The sequence below is a fragment of the Kineococcus sp. NBC_00420 genome, from assembly GCF_036021035.1.
Lineage (GTDB): Bacteria > Actinomycetota > Actinomycetes > Actinomycetales > Kineococcaceae > Kineococcus.
In genome coordinates, this window is the sequence record NZ_CP107930.1 from 392,685 (window position 1) to 411,337 (window position 18,653).

Here is an 18,653-nt window from a genome sequence, read left to right on the forward strand (position 1 = left end):
CATGCCTGATATCGACCACGACATGGACATGGACATGGACATGGGCACCGACATGGACACGGGCACCGCCCTCCGCACCACTGCCAGTCCATCCCCCACGACCGAGAAGGATCACGGCGGCTTCCCCCGTGAGGTGAGCGATGAGCCACCGCCGGGGCTGGTGCGCGCCCAGCGCCTGGCCATCGAGGTCGCTGAGTACGCTGCCGCGACCGCGCAGCCGGGACAGAGCGAACGTGAACTACGCGACATGATCGATGCTGAGGTCCTGCGCCGAGGTGGGGCGGGAGTCTGGACACCGACGGTCGTCGGCTTCGGCATCGGGACCCTCAGCTGCTTTCCCACCGACGTGCCCTCAGAACGCGTGCTGTGGAACCTCGACCTGGGCATGGTCGACGTTCACCCGGTGACCCAGGACGGTTGGTGGGGCGACTGCACCCGCAGTCTGCAGCGCGGGGACAACCGACCCCAGGCCGCGGCGTTGACCGCGATCGAGGACCTGCACGCCGCACTGCTTCAAGCGGCGCGTCCCGGCATGAGGGCGTGTGACTGGTTCGCGCAGTTTCAGACCCTGCTGGAGCCGACCGGGCTGGTCCTACTGGACCGGCTCTGCAACATCGGGCACTCCCTGACCCAGGACTCCTCCTACGACGACGGCTACATCGACGCTTACAACGAGACCGTGATGCAGGGGGCCTGGGCGGTGGAACCCTTCATCGGCAACCATCTCTACGGGGTCAAGCGTGAAGACGTCGTCTGGTTCGGCCCCACACGTTGCACCGTGCTGCGATGAGTTCACCCAAGATCGTCCTGGAGGACGTCTCCCAACGGTTCGGATCCACCCAGGCGCTGGCAGCGACCTCACTGTCGGTAGCAGCAGGCGAGTTCGTCTGCGTCGTGGGTCCCTCCGGGTGCGGCAAGACCACCCTGTTCAACGTCTTGTCCGGTCTGCTCAAACCTTCCAGTGGGCGCGTCCTCATCGACGGCGCCGACGTCACCGGCAAGCCCGGCCAAGTCGGGTACATGCTGCAGAAGGACCTACTCGTTCCCTCCCTGAGCGCTCTGGAGAACATCACCTTGGGCGCGCGGTTGCAGGGACGGGTCACCCGTGCCCAACGCCACGCGGCTGCGGAGATGGCGCGCCGATACGGCCTGGGCGACTTCCTGGACCACTTCCCCCACGCGATGAGCGGGGGGATGCGCCAGCGTGTCGCGCTGATGCGCACCATGGCCTTCGCCAAGGACGTCATGCTGCTGGACGAGCCCTTCGGAGCGCTGGACAGCCAGACCCGCCTGACGATGCAGAGCTGGTTGCTCAGTGTCTGGCAGGAGACCCGATCCACCGTGCTGTTCATCACCCACGACATCGACGAAGCGGTCTTCCTGGCCGATCGAGTGGTCGTGATGTCCCCGCGCCCGGGACGCATCAGCGAGATCTTGGACGTAGACCTGCCCCGGCCTCGAGGCATCGACGTCTTGACCGAGACGTCCTTCACCGACACCAAGCGCCACATCCTGGACCTCATCTACGCGCGGACGGACTAGGACATGAGCCTCGCCGCACCACCCCGCTCACCCCGCTCACCCCGCCCACCTCGTCGTCGGCGGCTGCGCAGCCTTGTACCCCTGCTGGCACCGGTGGCCTCGTTGCTCGCCCTACTACTGGTCTGGGACCTGGTAGTGCGCGTCTTCAGCATTCCCCCTTTCGTTCTGCCCTCCCCCGCCGCCGCCTTCAGCGCGGTCGTGGGTGACTGGGACCGCATCCAGGTGGGGCTACTTTCCACCAGTCGGGTCTTCGGGGTCGGCTTCGTGGCCGGCGCCGTACTCGGTTTCGTCCTGGCGGTCGCCATGGCCTCCTCGCTGTGGCTCTACCGCCTGGCCTACCCCGTAATGATCATCACGCAGGCGGTGCCGGTCGTGGCTATCGGCGCCGCGCTGGTGATCTGGCTCGGTTTCGGTCTGGCGCCCAAGGTCGTCGTGGTCGCGATGATCGTGTTCTTCCCCGTGCTGGTCAACGTCGTCGACGGACTGCGCTCAGTGGATACCGATGCCCTGAACCTGGCCCGTGCCATGGGCGCCTCCCGGCTACGCACCTTCATGGTGATCAGGCTGCCCGCGACGTACACGCCCCTGTTCTCCGCGTTGAAGATGTCTGCGACCTTCTCCGTCACCGGCGCGGTACTCGCTGAATCGCTGGCCTCCACCACCGGCGGCCTGGGGGTGTACCTGTCCACCATGCAGGGCCGCTTCAACACCCCCGGCGTCTTCGCGGCCATCATCGTGCTCGCCGCGGTGGGCCTGACCGCCTTCCTGATCATTGCGCTGTGGGAGAGTGCCGCGACTCCCTGGCGCAGGACCAGTGTGGTGCCCCGCCGGCGCCGCTACACCGGGTCGCCGGCCGCCGCGGCCACGACGCCCGTTGAGGGTGATGCGACTCGCCTGCTGAGCACCACCCCTTCCACTGCGTCAGGACAAGGCAGGAAGACCTCGTGACCGTCATCGCCGTCGCCCAACTCGAGCCGCGTCTGGGCGATCTCCCCGGCAACCTCGAGCGCAGCGTGCAAGCCATCCGTCGAGCCCACGCCGCCGGCGCCGAGATCATTGTTCTGCCCGAACTCGCCAGCTCCGGCTACATGTTCGCCAGCCGGGCGGAGGCCTACGCGGCCAGCGAAGTCGCGGGTGCTGGACCGGTGACCACGGCATGGCGGGCCCTCGCCGACGAGCTCGACGTCATCGTGGTCGCCGGCTTCCCCGAACGCGACGGTGAGCGGCTGTACAACGCAGCCTTCATGGCCGTACCCCACCTCGGCACGACGGTGTATCGCAAGGTCCACCTGTGGGATGAGGAGGCGCTCTACTTCGAGCCCGGTGACCTCGGCTTCCCCGTGGTGCCCACCCGCCACGGCAGACTGGGCATGCTGATCTGCTACGACGGCTGGTTTCCCGAAAGCTATCGGACCCTGGCGCTGGCCGGCGCCGACGTCGTCTGCGTGCCGACCAACTGGGTGCCCATCCCCGGCCAGCGCGCAGAAGCATCAGCCATGGCCGTCACGCTGAGCATGGCCGCCGCGCACAGCAACGGTCTGGTCATCGCCGCCGCGGCCCGCGTCGGAGGCGAACGCGGACAGGACTTCATCGGACAAAGCACGATCATCGACCACACCGGCTGGCCGGTAGCGGGCCCCGCCGACGCCACCGGCATCACCCAGCTCCTCGCCGACGTCGACATCTCCCAAATCCGTCGCAGCCGCTCCTGGGGCAACTTCAACAATCCGGTACGAGACCGCCGACCCGACCAGTACCAAGGCCTTGGATGACAGCCCGTCCTGCCCCCACGAGCACCCGCCAGAGGCTTTCGTGGATGGTCTGAGTGCTGTCGTCGACCTCGCCGCGCAACTCATCGCCTGCGACACATCCCACGGTGGTGAGGACGACGCTCTGCACCTCATCGCCACCCAACTGACAGCGGCTGGTTTCGATCTGCACTGGGTGCCCTGGCGCCCCGGGCGCAGCAATCTGGTGGCCCACCACGCCCACGGCGCAGCCTTCACCTTCGCCGCGCACCTCGACACGGTTCCCTTCACCGCCGATGGCTGGAGTTTCGACCCCTTGGGCGCCCAGGTCCTCGACGGGCGCCTGTACGGGCGGGGCAGCAGCGACATGAAAGCGGCAACCGCAGCCATGCTCCTGGCGGCAGTGGACGCCGCGGAACGGGGCTGTCGCCCCTTCAGCATGGTCTTCACCTCCGGAGAGGAGACCGGATGCCACGGTGCCCGAGCCGTCCATGGACGTCACCTGCTGCACACCGACCCCCTGCTGATCGTCGGTGAAGCCACCGGTAACCAGCTACGTCTCGGGCACAAGGGAGCCACCTGGCTGGAAGTCAACGCCACCGGACGCTCCGCACACGGCTCACGACCCGACCTCGGCGTCAACGCCATCGAAATGATCTCTGCGCTGATCACCCGCCTCTCCCTAGCCACTGCCGCAGACGCAACTCTCGGACCGAGTCATCCACTCCTCGGATCACCCACCGTAAACGTCGGCACCATCACCGGGGGTCAGCAGACCAATCTCGTTCCCGATCACTGCCAGATGAGCCTGGACGTGCGCACCGTGCACCCAGACAACCTCGCCGCGGTACTCAAGCTGCTGCACCATGAAGGCGTAGTCCTCACCGAGACGGTCAACGTCCCCAGCGTCTGGAGTGAACCTTCAACAGCCACCGCGCAGGCCGTCCTCAGAGCCGTCCAACGCAGTACAGGTCGCCCCCAGGAACCTCGATCCGTTCCCTACTTCACCGACGGCGCCGTCCTCGCCGGCCGCCAACCGCATGTCTTCATCATCGGCCCAGGGGATCCCGACCAACCTCATACCACCGATGAATCGTGCTCAGTGGTTCTACTCCACGAAGCAGTCTCGGTCTACACCGAACTCCTAACCAGTTGGGACACCGGCCAGCTCACACCTACACATCCCGCTCACTAACTGGAATACCGCTTGCCAGAGTCCACTCATCCAATCGCATCCGAGATGTCTTATCGATCTTCGACGAAGACAACTCCCGCCGAGGGACGACTTCACGACCGAGGCGATCTCCGCACGATCCTCGTCGCGGGACTTGAGGCATCCTCAAGACCGTGAAAGCCGTGGTCTTCGACTTCTTCGCTACCCACACCGACCCTGCCGCAGAGCTGAACCGAAACCAGGTCCTCGTTGACACCGCAGGGCTCCTGGGGCTAAACCCAACGACCTTCGCTGAGCAGATGCGGACCAGCCCCCACGAGCGGTACACCGGGGCGCTGGGCGACACCGCCACCACCTTCACCGTCATCGCCGACCGTTGCCGACCGTTGCCGATGACGCCCGGACCCTCCCTGCCAGGCTGAGGTGAGACACGCAGTACAGATCCACTCACTGCCGTAGGGCGAGAAGCGAGACACCTCCTGTGACCCTGACACTGTCCGATGTGGACAGCACCGACCGCACCGACCCGACCGAGCCCGGCGAGTCGACCGAGCCAGGCCCCCGTGCCGAGCGACCCCGCCGCCGGTCGTTCACCGCCGAGTACAAGGCCCGGATCCTGGCCGAGTACGACGCCGCACCCCGCGGCCAACGCGGGGCGATCCTGCGCCGTGAAGGCCTGTACGACACCCACCTCATCCACTGGCGCAAAGCCGCCGCCGGCGCCACCAACGCCCTGAGCCCGCGCAGAGCTGATCCTCGGGACAAGGAGATCGCTGAACTGCGGGCCCGCGCCGAACGTGCCGAAGCCGACCTGGACCGGACCCGGACGGCGCTGGAGATCGTGGGAAAAGCGCACGAGCTCTTGGAGAAACTCTCCGAGAGCACGGGCACACCGAAGCCGCCGCGGAGGTGATCAACCCCGCCGTCGACGACCTCGCGACGGTGCTGTGCGGCCGTCTCGGCGGGACCCGCCGCGCCTGTGGCCTATTGGGCCGCGCACGCGCATCGCATTACCGCGCGAGTGCAGGACCCCGGCTGGGACCCGTCCGTCCCCGACCACGCCCGGCCAGTGCCCTGAGCCTGGCTGAGGAGCAGCACGTCGTGGACGTGGTGACCTCGCAGCGGTTCGTGGACAAGTCCGTAGCCCAGATCTGGGCGGTCCTCCTGGATGAGGGGACGTACCTGTGCTCGCAGTCGACGATGCACCGTCTGTTGCGGCGCAACGGTATCGCCGGTGACCGCAGGAACCAGGCCACGCATCCGGCGAAGGTGAAACCAGAACTCGTCGCGGTCAAGGTCGGCCAGGTCTGGAGCTGGGACATCACGAAGTTGAGAGGTCCAGCCCGCGGCGTCTACTTCAAGTTGTACGTCGTGATCGACATTTACTCCCGCTACGTCGTCGCCTGGCGCGTCGAGGCCACCGAAGACGCCGCCCTGGCTGAGCAGATGCTGACCGAGGCGATGGGACGACACCAGATCCCCGACGTCGTGCACGCCGACCGGGGCACGTCGATGACGTCCAAACCGGTTGCGCAACTGCTGGTGGACCTGGGGGTGACGCGGTCGCATTCGCGGCCGCGGGTGTCGAACGACAACCCGTACAGCGAGGCGCAGTTCAAGACGTTGAAGTACGCCCCGGCGTTCCCGGACCGGTTCGAGACGCTCGAGCAGGCCCGGGAGTTCTGTGAGGTGTTCTTCGGCTACTACAACTACGTGCACCGGCATTCCGGGATCGGGCTGCATACCCCGGCCTCGGTGCACTACGGCACCGCCGGACAGGTCCGAGCCGCGCGGCAGGAGACTCTGGACGCGGCCTACGCCGCGCACCCTGAACGGTTCAGCGGCCGTCATCCCGAACCGCCCGAGCTGCCCACTGAGACATGGATCAACCAGCCCTCGAGGGAGGCCCAGATTCAGAGCGCGTAAGTAGTCCGTGTCTCACCGAGCTTGACAGACATCCCATGCTGTTTGATGTCAAGCTGCTGCCGGGGCGGCGGCGTGTTCTGCGGGCTCGGGGCAGGCGGCGTGATGCGACCAGGCAGTTGCCTCGTCGTAGAGGGTTCCCGTCTTCAGACACCCGTGCAGGACGCCGACCAGGCGGTTGGCGAGCTGACGCAACGCGGCGTGATGGCCGACTCCACGACTGCGGAGCTGGTCGTAGTAGGACCGCGCGCCCGGTGAGGCGACCATCGCCGCGAAGGCCTGACGTCCGAGAGCGTCTACGAGCCGGTCGTTGTGGACGTAGCGGGCCACGACCACCTTCTTCTTGCCCGACTGGCGGGTGATCGGGCTGGTCCCGGCGTAGTTCTTGCGGGTGCGGGCATCGCCGTAGCGGACGGAGTCGTCACCGAACTCGGCAAGCACCCAGGCGCTGAGGACAACACCGAGACCGGGTTGGCTGAGGTAGATCTCAGCGGCCGGGTGCTCACCGAAATGCGCCTGCACCTGCTCGGCCATCGCAACGATCTGCACCTGCAACGTGCTCAGGATCGCCACTTGGGCGCGGACCGTGGCGGCGTAGGCCGCGGTCACCGCAACGGATTGACCGAGGTGTTCGGTGCGCGACGCCGCACGAATCGCCTGCGTCTTGTCATCCACGTGGTGACGCCGGGCACGTTTGAGGGCAGCGGTGATCTGCGTGCTACTCAACCGCGCCGCGGCCGCCGGGTCAGGAGCCTTGCCGAGTAACTCCAACGCCTCGGCCCCGGCGAGATCAGGAAATGCTTGCAGGGCAGCAGGAAAGAAGTCCAGCAGCACCTGCCGCAGTCGTTGGACGTGGCGAGTGCGCTCCCAGATCAGCGTCTTGTGCGCCCGCGTGACCACCTTGATCGCTGCGGCCTGGTCGCTGTCCCCGGCGACTATGCGCAGTTGGTGGCCATCCGTGCGGACCATGTCAGCCAACGCGTGCGCATCACCGGCGTCACTCTTGGCACCGGAAACGCTGCCGCGTTCTCGATACCTCGCCGCCTGCAACGGGTTGATCGCGTACACGCGATACCCCGAAGCGATCAGTGCCTGCACCCACGGACCGCGGTCGGTCTCGATCCCTACCATGACCTGGTCGGGATCGGCGTCAGGGCCGGCGTGTTGGGCCAGTATCGCGTGCAGTCGGGCGACCCCGGCGATGCCTTCCTCGAGTCTGGCCTTCGCCAGCCGGCGGCCGGTTTCATCCTGGATCTCCACGTCGTGGTGGTCCTCGGCCCAGTCGTCTCCGACGAACAACATGTCGTTCTCCTCTGCCCTCGACAGCGTCTCCTTCGAGCAGCCAGTGGGAGAGACCCAGCAACCTAATGATCAAGTGCTCACGCCAGGCGGCGGGCACGACATCCCATCAGCGATCACCTCTCCCAACCACCGGCGGGGGCACGGTCTGTCAATAGGACTTCCCTGAAGGGTGTCCTGGTTCCGTGAGTGCTCACCCACCGGCGGCTACCGGCGCCGAGTCTGCCCCAAGGCCGACCCGGTAGCTCTCATTAGGTTCCGGGACGCCAGCACCGGCCTCCCCGCTCACATGCTGTCGTCACTGTCTGAGATCCCAGCCCTCATCCTGGGCTGACTTCACCGACTGTCCCGGCCAGCTCAGGAGTGGGTCAGGAGTGCGGTGTCTGCGGGCTGGCCAGGTCGCACGGCCACCGCGGCCACTCGAAGGTCAGGGTCGAGCCGGCCCCAGACCTGCTCCAGCAACTGCTCGCCGCTGTCGGCGGTCACGCTCACGTCCAGCGGTGTCGCACTGCTGCGGGGATCCTCGCGGGTCCCGTCGTAGGTGGTCAGCAGGACCCCCGCGCCCGGCGGGAGCGCGGGGATGGACAGCAGCCCGTGCTCGCTGGCGCCGTCGCCGCGGTTGCTGCGGCGGGCCCAGCCCGCCAGGACGTGCGGGGTCGAGGCATGCTGAGCCATCCAGATGCGCGGCGTGTAGATCGGCGGGTCAGGCTCGTAGTCGTGCCGGCGCCACGCGATGAGCTCACTGGCGCCACCGGCCAGGTCCTCGGCCAGCGGAACGACCTGGTCACCGTTGCCGATCACCGTCCACAGTCCTCGACGGGCGTAGGCGACGTAGTGGCGCAGGGCGTCGTGCGCTCCGTCGCTGGTGTCGCGGACCTGCAGATCACCGCCGGCCACGGGGTGCAGATCCCGGCTGCGGGAGGCGGGACTGCGGCCGGTGAGGAAGTAGACGAACCACAGCACGCCGTCGGCGGTGGCGGCGGCCAGGCATCCGCGTCCCGGGTAGGGGCGGTGAAGCAGAGCCTCGTCCAGAACAGTCATGGCGAGCACGCTAGGGCACGCCGAAGAGTCAGCGTCCGCCCTCTCACCGCCGTTCCGAAAGGGACGCGGCTTCGATGAGGCGGTGATGTCGTCGCGGTCTTGCCCCGGCCGCGGAGGTACGTGAGGGTCTGGGGCCATGACCACGAGCCCGTCCCATCGTGCCCGCGGCGTGCTGGCCGGCTTCGCGAACTCCGCCGATGTGGGTGGACTGGCGTTGCCCAGCGGTGAGCCAGTCCCTCACAAGAGGATCATCCGCGCCAACACCCCGACCCAGTTGAGCCAGACCGAATTCGACGCTGCTCTTGCCTTCGAGTTCAGTGCTGTCCTCGACCTCCGCTCCGAGGAGGAGGTCCAGGCAGTCGCGCATCCGCTGAATCAGCTGGCGGGGTATCGGTCGCTGCCGTTGATCGACCCCGCGGCCGAGGCGCGGGAGGACTTCCATCGCTTCACCAGTTTGGGTGAGATCTACAGCAGCAGCCTGCAGCGCAACGCCGCTCACATCGCGCCGATCTTCTCCGCGCTAGCCGATGCCCCACCTGGTCCGGTGTTGATCTCTTGCCGTGCCGGGCGCGACCGGACCGGCATGATCGTGGCCCTGTTGCTGGACCTGGTGGGGGTGGATCGCGAGGCCATCGCCGAGGACTACGCGCTCGTGAACGAAACCCCGAACACGTCGGCTGGCGAATCCGGTCATCGACGCAACGGTGGTGTCGACATCTTGGCGATGCTCGATCACGTCACAGCTGCCTACGGCTCGACTGACGCCTACCTGCGTTGGCTAGACCTCACTGACCCTTCCGTCGCCGCAGTCAAGGAGCGTCTCTTGCCCTGACTCGGACGCTCCGTCGTGACATCACGGTCATCCCGCCGTCCGCGCGGTCATCCGCCGTACGCGTGATCTTGCAGGCACGTCCACACCCGGTACTGCGAACATCGACACATGGCAGCAGACCCGGTCACCTTCTCGGCAGCGCTGCGGAGCACCGCACCCCCAGACGAAGTGCTAGCCCGGTTGCACCGCCTGCCCATAGGCTCATCAGCTCGCTTCGAACAGCCGGACCCCACGACCCTGGTCGTCTCCAGCGGCTCCAAGCTCAGGTACCGCCTCCTGGGAGCGTGATCGAGTAAGGCGCACCTGCCGCTGAAGATTCGGTTCGAGCTGGATCCACGTGACGACGGCACCTCGGTGCACTTCACGCTGACCAGTGACGCGGGCTGGCACCTCCTACAGACCCCGATGGGCCGGAAGGCGTATCAGGCCCGCTTCGCTGAGCTAGTGACCGTGCTGACGGCGAACGGCGTCATCAAGGGCGCCTAACCCCATAGGACGAGACTTCACGGTCATCCCGCTTGTGTGCGGTCCTGAGCTGCCGGCGACGTCGCGATCACCCGCATAATCCCGTTCTCCGCGCGATACGGAGCGGCCCGCCCTCCGGCAATCCGCTCCGCACCGTTTTCGCAGCCCGAGGTTCTACGGGGTCAGCCGGTGCAGGTCACGCGGGAAGAGCGTGCTGCGCCGGACGTTGTCCAGACCAGCCAACCGCGCGACCCACCGCTCCAACCCCAGCGCGAACCCACCGTGCGGGGGCATGCCGTGAGCGAAGGTGTCCAGGTAGGTGCGGTAGTCGTCTGGGTCTTGCCCGCGAGCCCTCAACGCGGTGACGTAGTCGGCGTGCTCGTGCAGGCGCTGCCCGCCGGTCACCAGTTCCAACCCCCGGAAGAGCAGGTCGAAGGAGTTCGTCCACCGCGGGTCGTCAGGCTGAGGGTGGGTGTAGAACGGCCGCTTGGCCGAGGGGTAGCCCTCCACAGCGAGAAAGTCGCTGTCGTGCTCACGCAGCGCCCACCGGCTCAGCTCCCGCTCGTGCTCGGGTGCGAGGTCCGGCTCGTCCGGGTCGGCACCGATCAGGCGCAGCGCGTCGCGGAAGTGGATGAGCGGGATCTTTTCCGGAACGACCGGCACCTGCACCCCGGCCAGCCCGCAGGCCTCGCCTCCTCCGGCCACGGCGGTGACCATCCCGGCCAGGACCTCACGCAGCACGGCCAGGACGTCGCGGTGGTCGGTGATGAAGCCCAGCTCGACGTCCAGGGAGGTGTACTGAGCCAGGTGGCGGACGGTGTCGTGCGGTTCAGCGCGAAACACCGGGCCGGTCTCATAGACCCGCTCGAAGACCCCGACCAGCATCTACTTGTAGAACTGCGGGGACTGGGCCAGGTAGGCGGGACGGCCGAAGTAGTCCACGGCGAACACGTTCGCGCCGGACTCGGTAGCGGTGGCGGTGAACTTCGGGGTGGCGACCTCAGTGAACCCGCCCGCGTCCAGCGTGGTGCGGAAGCCACGCAAGGAGGCCGCCGCCACCTCCCACACCGCTCGACGTTCCCGGTGGCGCCAGGTGAGGGGGGCGTGGTCCAGCAGGGTCGGCAGCGCCGCGTCCAGGTGCGGGCGCCACAGCTCGACCGGCGAGGTCGCGGCGGGTGCGCTGAGAGCAGTGATGGTGGGGCCGGTGACCTCCACCCCGCCGGGCGCCTTGGTGTTGGCGGTAGCTGTCCCGGTGATGCGGACGACGGTCTCCTCGGGCAAGCCGTCGAGGGCGGCCCGGGTCGCTTCGTCGCTCACCACGATCTGGGCCAGGCCGCTGCGGTCGCGCAGGACGAGGAAGGTCACCGCGGCCAGTCGCCGACGTCGGTGAATCCAGCCTTCAAGGCGGACGGGTTCGCCGATGTGCGCGGCAAGGGTGGTGTTGAGCGTGCGTTTCATGATCACCTCCAGGTGGTTCCTACCCCGGAGGTGTGGGCGATCGGGTTGCTCGCGGTGCCACCACACCTTCACCGGTCCGTACTGGACCGGCCTCGTCGGTCCGATGTCGGGGACCACCCGTCGCGGCTCGGGGGTCGTCACGCCCGTCAACGCCGCACCACCACTATAGGGACCGGGCGGTGGTCTCGTCGAGACCAACTTCGGCGCCGCGTCCACGGCGCATCCCCACCGCAGGGAACGACCTCACGGTCATCCCGCGGTGCGCACGAAATGCCCGTGCTCACGTAGCGGGCGATGTGCCAGCCTCTACGAACTCCTGCCGTCGGCCGGAGTAGCCAGGAGGGGGCGCATGGACCTGCAACTGCCAGACCACCTCACCAAGGACCACCGACAGCTCATCGTCGATCTCGCCGAGCGAAACCTGGCCGAACACGGTGACGGCCTGCTCGGTCTCGTCCTCTCCGGCTCTGCCGGGCGAGCCGTGGCCACCGAGCGTTCCGACCTCGACGTCTACGTCATCCTCAGCGACGACGCGGCCAAGCACCGCTCGGCCACCCGCTCTACCACCGTCGACGAGCTGCCGGTGCCCCTGACGGAACTCGAACGGGCGCCTGCCTTCGGATCAGGAGGCTGGTGGTTCCGCTGGTCCTTCGCCTGGGTACCGACCCTGCTGGACCGCACCAGCGGGCGCATCCCCGCCGCCCTGCACCGCCAGGCCACCCTGACCTCCGACGAAGTTGAGGCCGTCGTGATCGAGCACAGTTGCCTCGACGGCTGGCTCAACTACGCCTACCGAGCCCTGAAGTCCGACCGGGACGGGAACCGTCTGGAATGCCGCCTGGACGCCGCGGAGTCGATGCCGTGGCTGCTCGACCTCATCTTCGCCCTCGCCGGACGGGTCCGGCCGTATCACAAGTACCTGCCGTGGGAGCTGCGCGAGCACCCGCTGCCGGACTGGCCCGCAGACGTTCTGCTGCCGCTGCTGCAACGCACCCTTGATGGTGATCCCGCCGCCCTGCAGGAAACCTTCGCCCGCGTCGAAGCCGGGTGCGCGGCCTATGACGCAGCCAGGGGCCACGACCGCACGAAGGGGATCATCGATGACTGGGGCGAGGGGCTCCTGCTGTTTCAGTCCTGAGCGCCAGACCCCCGGAGCGACGGGAGTTCACGGTCATCCTGCGGGGCGCGGGCGCATGGTCATCCCGCCGTCACGGTGAGGTGAGGACGCGCAGCTGCTCGATCCACACGTTTGTCGCATCGCTCAGCTGCAGGGCCTCGATCAGCCAGGTGCGTTGGGAACTGTCGAGCACCCCCGCGATGTGAGCGAAATCATCCTCATCTTTCGCCCGCGGAGTCGTGCTCTTGTAGAGGAGCTGCACCTCCGGCGCCAGCACACTCCGCTGCGGACTGGAGGCAGGACCGCTGAGGGTGCGCCACGTCCGCTGGACCCGCGGATCTCGCCGGTACACCCACTCCTGCTCACCCCCAGTGCCGCCGTCGGCCCCATCATCGACCGAGTCGTCGGCCAGGTCATCGACCATCAACTGCAGGCACCAGTCAGCGGCGGGGGTTGGCCGACACCAGATGTCGTGCACACCCAGCGGCAGCTCCTCCACCACCGGCCACGGTCGCAGCGTGCCCGGCGGGTCAGCCGCGTGCAGATCCCACCCGCCCAACCGCTCCCGCAGCCGCGGCAGGTGCGGGCGCAGGACCAGAACGTCGATGTCCTCGTGAACTCGGGTCTGCCGGCCCAGGTGCAGATCGATCGCCCAGCCACCAGCGATCCACCAGGGCACACCCGCCCGGCCCAGCAGGTGGGTCACCTCGTCGGGGTTCATCGGCGACCAGGACCCCAGCTCGTTCGTCACCCCCGACAGCCTGGGGCATCTCTGCCCAACGAGACTGCCGGGGTGAGTTGAGGCCTCTACGACCGGCTGCCACGATGCCCACGTGACGTCGCAATCCGCCAGCACCGCCAGCGAGCGTCCCTTCTACGACGCCCACGCCGAGGCCTACGACCACTTCATCGTCGACCCCGTCACCCCCTGGATCGACGCTGTCGAAGCCGCCCTCACCGCACGCGGTCTCACCGTGCGCGGCCTCACCGTGCACGACCTCAACGCACGCGGCCTCAACGATGCGACCCTGCTGGACGCCGGCTGCGGAACAGGCCGCCACGCTGCAGCCTTCAGCGCCCTGGGCCACGAAGTGACCCTCCTGGACGCTTCCGCGAAACTGCTCGCCATCGCCGCTCGTCGCTGCCCTACCAGCCCCGTCCACCACGACGACGTCTGCAACCCCTCGCTGAGCGGCCCCTTCGACGTCGTCACCTGCCGCGGAGTCCTCAACGACCTCACCACAGACGTGGAGCGTGACGCCGCCCTACGCTCCTTCGCCCGCCTCCTGCGTCCTGGCGGTCTGCTCGCCCTCGACGTCCGCGATGTCGAGCGCTCGCGGGCAGGCGCGGACGGCCATCCCCGCACGAAGACCACCACCCTCAACTCCGGCGCGGTCGTCATCTTCACCAGCCGCACCGTCTGGTGCGATGACCGCCTCGTCGTGAGCGAACGCCACGAAGAAGTCGACTCTCACGGCGAAATGCACGTGCAGGAGTACCTGTTCACGATGCGGCCGTGGACGTCGGAGGAAGCCCGCGACCGTCTGAGCTCAACCGGCTTCGAGGACGTCGAGGTGGGACCTGGGGTCGGCGGGCGTTCGGACCGACTATTCATTACGGCCACCGCAGGCTGAGGCCGGGCGGCACGGGCTGAGGCCGGGCGGCACGGTACGTCGCGTGAGGGCCCTGGCGCGTCTGCAGCACTTCTGCCAGCGTGGCCGGTCGTGACGAAGCTGCCAGCTTCACCGCCTGACGGTCCCGCTGCCCCCGCTCCGTCCCGCTCAGCCGAATCGGCCGAATCTGGGGTGGCTGATGTCGACGGCATGCACCTGGCCTGGACCCGCAGCGGCCCCCGCGGCACGAACAAGCCCAGTCTGCTGCTGGCCCACGGTCTGAGCGACTCCGCAGACACCTGGAACCGGGTGAGCCAACACCTGACGCAGTCCTACGACGTCATCTGCTTCGACGCCCGCGGCCACGGCTCCTCCGACCGCTCCAACGACTACCAAGCCCACGCCCACACCCGCGACCTCGTCGGGATCGCGCAGGCCCTGCAGCTACAGCGTCCAGTCATCGTGGGTCACTCCATGGGCGGCATCCACGCCACCCTGGCTGCCACCCGCTTCCCCGTGCGAGCTCTCGTCCTGGAAGACCCCGCCTGGCCCCAGATACCCCAGGACGGCACCAAAGACATCGCCGACAGCCGACGACGCGTAGCCGAGGTCGCGGCCATGTCCGAAACCGACCGGCAAGCCCACGGACGCACCCGACACCCACGGTGGGACGCCGTCGACCTCCAACCGTGGTCGAGAGCCCAGACCCGCCTCGACCCCGACGTGGTCGACTGGTTCGCTTCCTGGAAGATCAGGAACGCCTGGCGCGAGCACGTGTCAGCCCTGCGCGTTCCCGGCCTGCTGCTGATCGGCGACGCCGACCCAGCCACGGTGGCGGTCCTGCCGGCCATGGCCACCGAAGCCCAGCAGCGCTGGCCCCAGCTGCAGGTGCAGCAGATCACCGGCGCGGCCCACGACATCCGCCGAGACCAGTTCCACTCCTTCGTGCAGGCGCTGACTACTTTTCTCGACAACCTCGGGTGAGCAGTGAGGGGTTCCAGTAGCCCGTGCCAGCCGAACAGGGCTACGACGCTCGCCGGGCCGTCACCTGCCAGAACCGCCCCAGGCGCCAGAACGGCTCCCGCTCACACACCACCCGCTCCAACCGCGCCAACCGCCCGTAGAAGTCCGGATCACGCTTGAGGTCGTCATCGACCAGCAGGTCCATGACGCAACGGATGCCGAAGCGGTGCTCCACCTGACACCCCACCCCGACCAACGCCGCCTCCACCGTGCCCGCCTCCACCCGACGCATCGGGTGGTCGAAGGTCTGCCCGTGCACGGTCTCGGCGTCCAGGACGTCCAACGCCGCCTGGGGGTCGCTGCGGCGCACCGCAGCGGAGAGGACGTCCATCGCCGGGTTCGGAGCCATGACCGAGACGATGCCGCCACCTCGCAGGAGCCGCACCAGTTGCTGCACGGTGCCCGCAACGTCGCGGCGGTAGTGGATCACGTTGTGGCACAGCACGACGTCGAAGGCCTCACCCACGCCGACACCGTCCGACTGCAGCTCCTCCAGGTCGTCCAGATCTGCGCAGATGGTGCGGACCGAGGCTCTGAGCCCTCCCGCGGCGGCGACCGTATCAGCGACCTTCAGCAGTTCCCCGGCGTGATCCACGATCGTCACTTGGTGCCCGGCGCGGGCCAGCGGGATGCTGTCCGCCCCGTCACCACCGCCCACGTCGATGACCCGCAGGGGCCCCGACCGCTCGGGGAGGACTTGGGTGAGGGTGTGGGCTACGAGTTCGTAGCGCAGTCGACCCCAGGGCTCGGCTTGCCACGTGGCCCAGGCCGCGGCCTTGTCGTCGAAGACGTCTGCGGTGCTGTGCTGATCCGTCACGACACCGCACCCTACGAAACAGCAGCACCTCGCGACAGAAGCTGATGACCTTTCGGTTGCCCCGCGGTGCGCGCGGTCGACGGCTGCACAGGCCCAGAAACTGTCTGCCCCCGTCCTGGTCCGACCCGGGCCCGCACGGCATGGCCCGAACTGCATCGTCACGATCAGCGGCGCCGCGCGAGCAGCAGGAAGCGGACCTCAGTGAACGTCAGGGGTGCGGCCCGCTGCTGCAGCCGCAACAGCGCAGACGCGTACCGCTTGACGGTGAAGTCACCGGGCAGTTGCCACGGCATCATCCGCAGGTACGACAGCAAAGTGGCCACGTCCGCGAAACGGATCGACCCGCTCCACTCCTGTGCCTCCTCGACCACCAGCCCGGCGTCCACGACCTGCTGCCGGCACACCTCCAACGTCGTGTCGGGATAGACCGGATCAGCGCCGAAGACAGTGGACAGATCGACCAGGTTGCGCCCGTCGACCTGCTGAGTGAGGAAGACACCACCGGGCCGCAGAACCCGCGCCACGTCAGCCGCGTCAAAGGCGGCGTGACGCGACATGACGACGTCGAAGCGCCCGTCGGGATACGGCAAGTGCTCGCCCCGCTCCGCGCTGTGCGCCACCAGGTCGATGCCGTGAGGTGCCAAGGCTGCCCGGGCGACCGCCACGTTCGGCTTCCAGCCTTCCGTGGCGTGGGTGTCGGGAGGTAGGACCTCTGCCAGGCCCAGAAGTTGCTCGCCCCCACCGGTGCCCAGGTCCAGGACCGACCTGGCTGCCGGCAGGAACCGGCGGGCCAGGTCGGTGTAGGACCAGGGCGGGTTCTCGCTGCGAACCTTCCCCTCGAAAGAAGCGAACGACCAGCCGGTGGATGGTTCGGAGAACCGCTGGGCCCACTCATCGATGAGTTCTTGATCGTGGTCGGTCACCAGCACAGGCAACCAGTGCCCTTGCGGTTCAGGCGAGCGATTAAGCCGGCCGAGGACGCCAAGAGACCACTCGGTCACCCCGCAGTGCGCACGGTCGCCCCGAGTTGGGGACGACCGGATCTGACGATGAGCGAACCGAGTATCGCTCCCGCGCCTGCCATCTCGATGCGGCACTCGACACGTCAGCTCACGCCGCCTCCAGCGCCCCGGTGCTCCAGTCCGAGCAGTTCACGACCTGCGGACCCTCATCCGTCAGCAGAACCAGCACCCTGCCGCCGCACATCGTCGCCACGTCACGGAACGGTTCATAAGGACGTTGCTCCAGGACTTCCCCATCGTCGCTGAGCCGAAGCAGCGAGGTCTGACCGTCATCGGAGAATCGCACCAGGACCCACGTCGCGGTCACCGGGTCACGGACGACGTGTCGGAAGTGGCCGGCCACGCTCGCGCGCTCCCGCCCCTCGAGATCAAGGAAGCGCAGAGGTCCACCGATCCCGCTGACCGCCAGGTGCTCCCCGTCGCCGGCCGCGAGCCAGGCCGGGTTCAGACCCGTCATGATCCGAGGCCCCAGCGGCCCCAGCGGATCCAGCGAAGCATCCAGCAGACGGCACCAGCCGCCGCTCACCCCCAGCGAGAGGTCCGGAGTCAACGCGATCACCCGCAGCACACCCCGCAGGGAGCGCACCTCCTCCCCGGTGGCGGCTTCGAGTACCCGGGTGGGGCTGCGGTTGTAGCTGACCGCCACTCGACCTCCCGCCAGGGCAGTCAGGATCTGCACGTTGGAGCGGCTGCGGTCCTGCCACAGCCGCTCACCGCTCAGGTCGTAGCCGCACACCCCGTGGCGGGTGTAGGCCCCCGCGACCACCACCGGGCGTTCACCAGGGACCAGCGTCACCCGGCGGCCGCCGAAGTCGTGGACGGTCTCGAACGTGGCGCAGCGGGCAGCGCGCTCCCGCGACCACACGTGCACGACCGGCCCGGACTCGGCCGTGACCAACAGGTCTTCCCCCCACGGCGGCGCGGCGACCTCCTGCAGGCCGATCACCAGTGAGCACCCTCTGTGAGCACATCGAAGATCATGCTGGGAGTCTGACCGAGGGTTCCGACACCAGCCTCCCGCCAAGGTTCGGTGCGCCACCTCGCCCAGCGGAGGTGAGCAGCCGGTGGGAGCCGCGATGAGCGACGATCGCGCCTCGACTGACTTCACGGTCATCCCGCTGTCCAGGACGTCGCGGCGCCTGCACCCGCCACGGATCAGTTGCAGTGGGGAGACCACCAACATCCCAGCCTGCAGCCGAGAGACTGTCGGGATGGCACGTTGGAAGCATGACCAGGTCACGAAGTACGAAGGCGTCAACGCCATCGCCTGCTTCGTGCTCGGTCTCGTCTTGGTGGTTCTAGCCATCGCCCCGGCCGATCCAGAACCAGTGTCGTCAGTGATCGCAGCGATGGTCGCCCTCGGGTTCCTCGGCTTGGGCTTCCACTACGCATCGGTCTGGCGGGAGAAGCGCTCGACTCGTTGAACTTCACGGTCATCCCGCGGTGCGCGTGTGCTCTACTCCCCCGGCCAGGGCGTCGACTGCAAGGCAGCTCCGGTCAGTCCTGCTGGATGGTGAATCGGCGAGGTGCAAACAGAGATCTTGCTCGCGAGGAGATTTTGACCGAGTAGGCAACGCCA

19 protein-coding genes and 1 pseudogene are annotated in these 18,653 nt (G+C 67.8%); 13 read left to right on the top strand and 7 right to left on the bottom strand.

The genetic code is table 11. The features are described from left to right. The first annotated feature begins 1 nt into the window (after nucleotide 1). The 8 genes from OG218_RS01905 (at nucleotide 2) to OG218_RS01940 (ending at nucleotide 6,390) form a co-directional block, all read left to right on the top strand. Nucleotides 2–790, top strand: a complete 789-nt coding sequence (locus tag OG218_RS01905) for a M24 family metallopeptidase (RefSeq protein WP_328291512.1) — start codon at nucleotides 2–4, stop codon at nucleotides 788–790. Continuing rightward, nucleotides 787–1,542 carry an ABC transporter ATP-binding protein gene (locus tag OG218_RS01910; RefSeq protein ID WP_328291513.1) on the top strand — a complete coding sequence of 252 codons (756 nt, stop codon included), beginning with the start codon at nucleotides 787–789 and terminating at the stop codon, nucleotides 1,540–1,542. The genes OG218_RS01905 and OG218_RS01910 overlap by 4 nt, the downstream gene beginning before the upstream one ends. 93 nt (nucleotides 1,543–1,635) lie before the next feature. Continuing rightward, nucleotides 1,636–2,490, top strand: a complete 855-nt coding sequence (locus OG218_RS01915; RefSeq protein ID WP_328291514.1) for an ABC transporter permease — start codon at nucleotides 1,636–1,638, stop codon at nucleotides 2,488–2,490. Further along, nucleotides 2,487–3,314 carry a nitrilase family protein gene (locus OG218_RS01920; protein ID WP_328291515.1) on the top strand — a complete coding sequence of 276 codons (828 nt, stop codon included), beginning with the start codon at nucleotides 2,487–2,489 and terminating at the stop codon, nucleotides 3,312–3,314. The genes OG218_RS01915 and OG218_RS01920 overlap by 4 nt, the downstream gene beginning before the upstream one ends. A gap of 40 nt (nucleotides 3,315–3,354) precedes the next feature. Beyond that, entirely contained in the window at nucleotides 3,355–4,485 is a 1,131-nt protein-coding gene (locus tag OG218_RS01925) for a M20 family metallopeptidase (RefSeq protein ID WP_328291516.1), read from the top strand. Nucleotides 4,486–4,637: 152 nt separating this feature from the next. After that, nucleotides 4,638–4,886 (top strand): hypothetical protein, encoded by a 249-nt coding sequence (locus OG218_RS01930; RefSeq protein WP_328291517.1) that lies wholly within the window; start codon nucleotides 4,638–4,640, stop codon nucleotides 4,884–4,886. A gap of 80 nt (nucleotides 4,887–4,966) precedes the next feature. Continuing rightward, entirely contained in the window at nucleotides 4,967–5,377 is a 411-nt protein-coding gene (locus OG218_RS01935) for a transposase (protein ID WP_328291518.1), read from the top strand. After that, the gene (locus tag OG218_RS01940) at nucleotides 5,374–6,390 is read left to right on the top strand and encodes an IS3 family transposase (protein WP_442906350.1); all 1,017 of its coding nucleotides are present in this window, start codon (nucleotides 5,374–5,376) and stop codon (nucleotides 6,388–6,390) included. Before OG218_RS01935 ends, OG218_RS01940 begins: the two co-directional genes overlap by 4 nt. Nucleotides 6,391–6,438: 48 nt before the next feature. Here the strand turns inward: OG218_RS01940 and OG218_RS01945 are convergent, their stop codons facing one another. Next, nucleotides 6,439–7,689, bottom strand: coding sequence for an IS110 family transposase (locus OG218_RS01945; protein WP_328291519.1), 1,251 nt, complete (start codon nucleotides 7,687–7,689; stop codon nucleotides 6,439–6,441). A gap of 354 nt (nucleotides 7,690–8,043) precedes the next feature. Further along, nucleotides 8,044–8,727 carry an IMP cyclohydrolase gene (locus OG218_RS01950; protein WP_328291520.1) on the bottom strand — a complete coding sequence of 228 codons (684 nt, stop codon included), beginning with the start codon at nucleotides 8,725–8,727 and terminating at the stop codon, nucleotides 8,044–8,046. A gap of 136 nt (nucleotides 8,728–8,863) precedes the next feature. Between OG218_RS01950 and OG218_RS01955 the strand changes: the two genes are divergently transcribed. Beyond that, nucleotides 8,864–9,559: a tyrosine-protein phosphatase gene (locus OG218_RS01955; protein ID WP_328291521.1), complete on the top strand. Its 696-nt coding sequence runs from the start codon at nucleotides 8,864–8,866 to the stop codon at nucleotides 9,557–9,559. A 639-nt stretch (nucleotides 9,560–10,198) separates the two neighbouring features. Here the strand turns inward: OG218_RS01955 and aspS are convergent. Next, nucleotides 10,199–11,482, bottom strand: a pseudogene (gene aspS / locus OG218_RS01960) (aspartate--tRNA(Asn) ligase). Nucleotides 11,483–11,831: 349 nt separating this feature from the next. On the opposite strand from aspS, the gene OG218_RS01965 reads away from it, so the two are divergent. After that, nucleotides 11,832–12,620 (top strand): nucleotidyltransferase domain-containing protein, encoded by a 789-nt coding sequence (locus OG218_RS01965; protein WP_328291522.1) that lies wholly within the window; start codon nucleotides 11,832–11,834, stop codon nucleotides 12,618–12,620. 70 nt (nucleotides 12,621–12,690) lie between these two features. On the opposite strand, the gene OG218_RS01970 is transcribed toward OG218_RS01965, so the two are convergent. Further along, nucleotides 12,691–13,350: a nucleotidyltransferase domain-containing protein gene (locus OG218_RS01970; protein ID WP_328291523.1), complete on the bottom strand. Its 660-nt coding sequence runs from the start codon at nucleotides 13,348–13,350 to the stop codon at nucleotides 12,691–12,693. A gap of 82 nt (nucleotides 13,351–13,432) precedes the next feature. Between OG218_RS01970 and OG218_RS01975 the strand changes: the two genes are divergently transcribed. Continuing rightward, complete coding sequence (locus OG218_RS01975; protein ID WP_328291524.1) at nucleotides 13,433–14,233, top strand: class I SAM-dependent DNA methyltransferase; 801 nt, start codon at nucleotides 13,433–13,435, stop codon at nucleotides 14,231–14,233. A 171-nt stretch (nucleotides 14,234–14,404) separates the two neighbouring features. Further along, the gene (locus tag OG218_RS01980) at nucleotides 14,405–15,196 is read left to right on the top strand and encodes an alpha/beta fold hydrolase (RefSeq protein ID WP_328291525.1); all 792 of its coding nucleotides are present in this window, start codon (nucleotides 14,405–14,407) and stop codon (nucleotides 15,194–15,196) included. Between the two features lie 40 nt (nucleotides 15,197–15,236). On the opposite strand, the gene OG218_RS01985 is transcribed toward OG218_RS01980, so the two are convergent. The 3 genes from OG218_RS01985 to OG218_RS01995 all read right to left on the bottom strand — a co-directional run bounded on the left by OG218_RS01985 (nucleotide 15,237) and on the right by OG218_RS01995 (nucleotide 18,020). After that, on the bottom strand, nucleotides 15,237–16,052 hold the full coding sequence (locus OG218_RS01985; RefSeq protein ID WP_328291526.1) for a methyltransferase domain-containing protein: 816 nt from the start codon (nucleotides 16,050–16,052) through the stop codon (nucleotides 15,237–15,239). Nucleotides 16,053–16,216: 164 nt separating this feature from the next. Then, entirely contained in the window at nucleotides 16,217–16,975 is a 759-nt protein-coding gene (locus OG218_RS01990; protein ID WP_328291527.1) for a class I SAM-dependent methyltransferase, read from the bottom strand. Between the two features lie 187 nt (nucleotides 16,976–17,162). Further along, nucleotides 17,163–18,020, bottom strand: coding sequence for a hypothetical protein (locus tag OG218_RS01995; RefSeq protein WP_328291528.1), 858 nt, complete (start codon nucleotides 18,018–18,020; stop codon nucleotides 17,163–17,165). A gap of 130 nt (nucleotides 18,021–18,150) precedes the next feature. Between OG218_RS01995 and OG218_RS02000 the strand changes: the two genes are divergently transcribed. Beyond that, nucleotides 18,151–18,498: a hypothetical protein gene (locus OG218_RS02000; RefSeq protein WP_328291529.1), complete on the top strand. Its 348-nt coding sequence runs from the start codon at nucleotides 18,151–18,153 to the stop codon at nucleotides 18,496–18,498. Nucleotides 18,499–18,653 lie beyond the last annotated feature (155 nt).

Excerpts from the sequence above, each read along its gene's own strand:
- OG218_RS01905 (WP_328291512.1), top strand. The coding sequence starts at position 2 with ATGCCTGATATCGACCACGACATGGACATGGACATGGACATGGGCACC.
- OG218_RS01910 (WP_328291513.1), top strand. The coding sequence starts at position 787 with ATGAGTTCACCCAAGATCGTCCTGGAGGACGTCTCCCAACGGTTCGGA.
- OG218_RS01945 (WP_328291519.1), bottom strand. The coding sequence starts at position 7,689 with ATGTTGTTCGTCGGAGACGACTGGGCCGAGGACCACCACGACGTGGAG.
- OG218_RS01950 (WP_328291520.1), bottom strand. The coding sequence starts at position 8,727 with ATGACTGTTCTGGACGAGGCTCTGCTTCACCGCCCCTACCCGGGACGC.
- OG218_RS01955 (WP_328291521.1), top strand. The coding sequence starts at position 8,864 with ATGACCACGAGCCCGTCCCATCGTGCCCGCGGCGTGCTGGCCGGCTTC.
- OG218_RS01965 (WP_328291522.1), top strand. The coding sequence starts at position 11,832 with ATGGACCTGCAACTGCCAGACCACCTCACCAAGGACCACCGACAGCTC.
- OG218_RS02000 (WP_328291529.1), top strand. The coding sequence starts at position 18,151 with ATGAGCGACGATCGCGCCTCGACTGACTTCACGGTCATCCCGCTGTCC.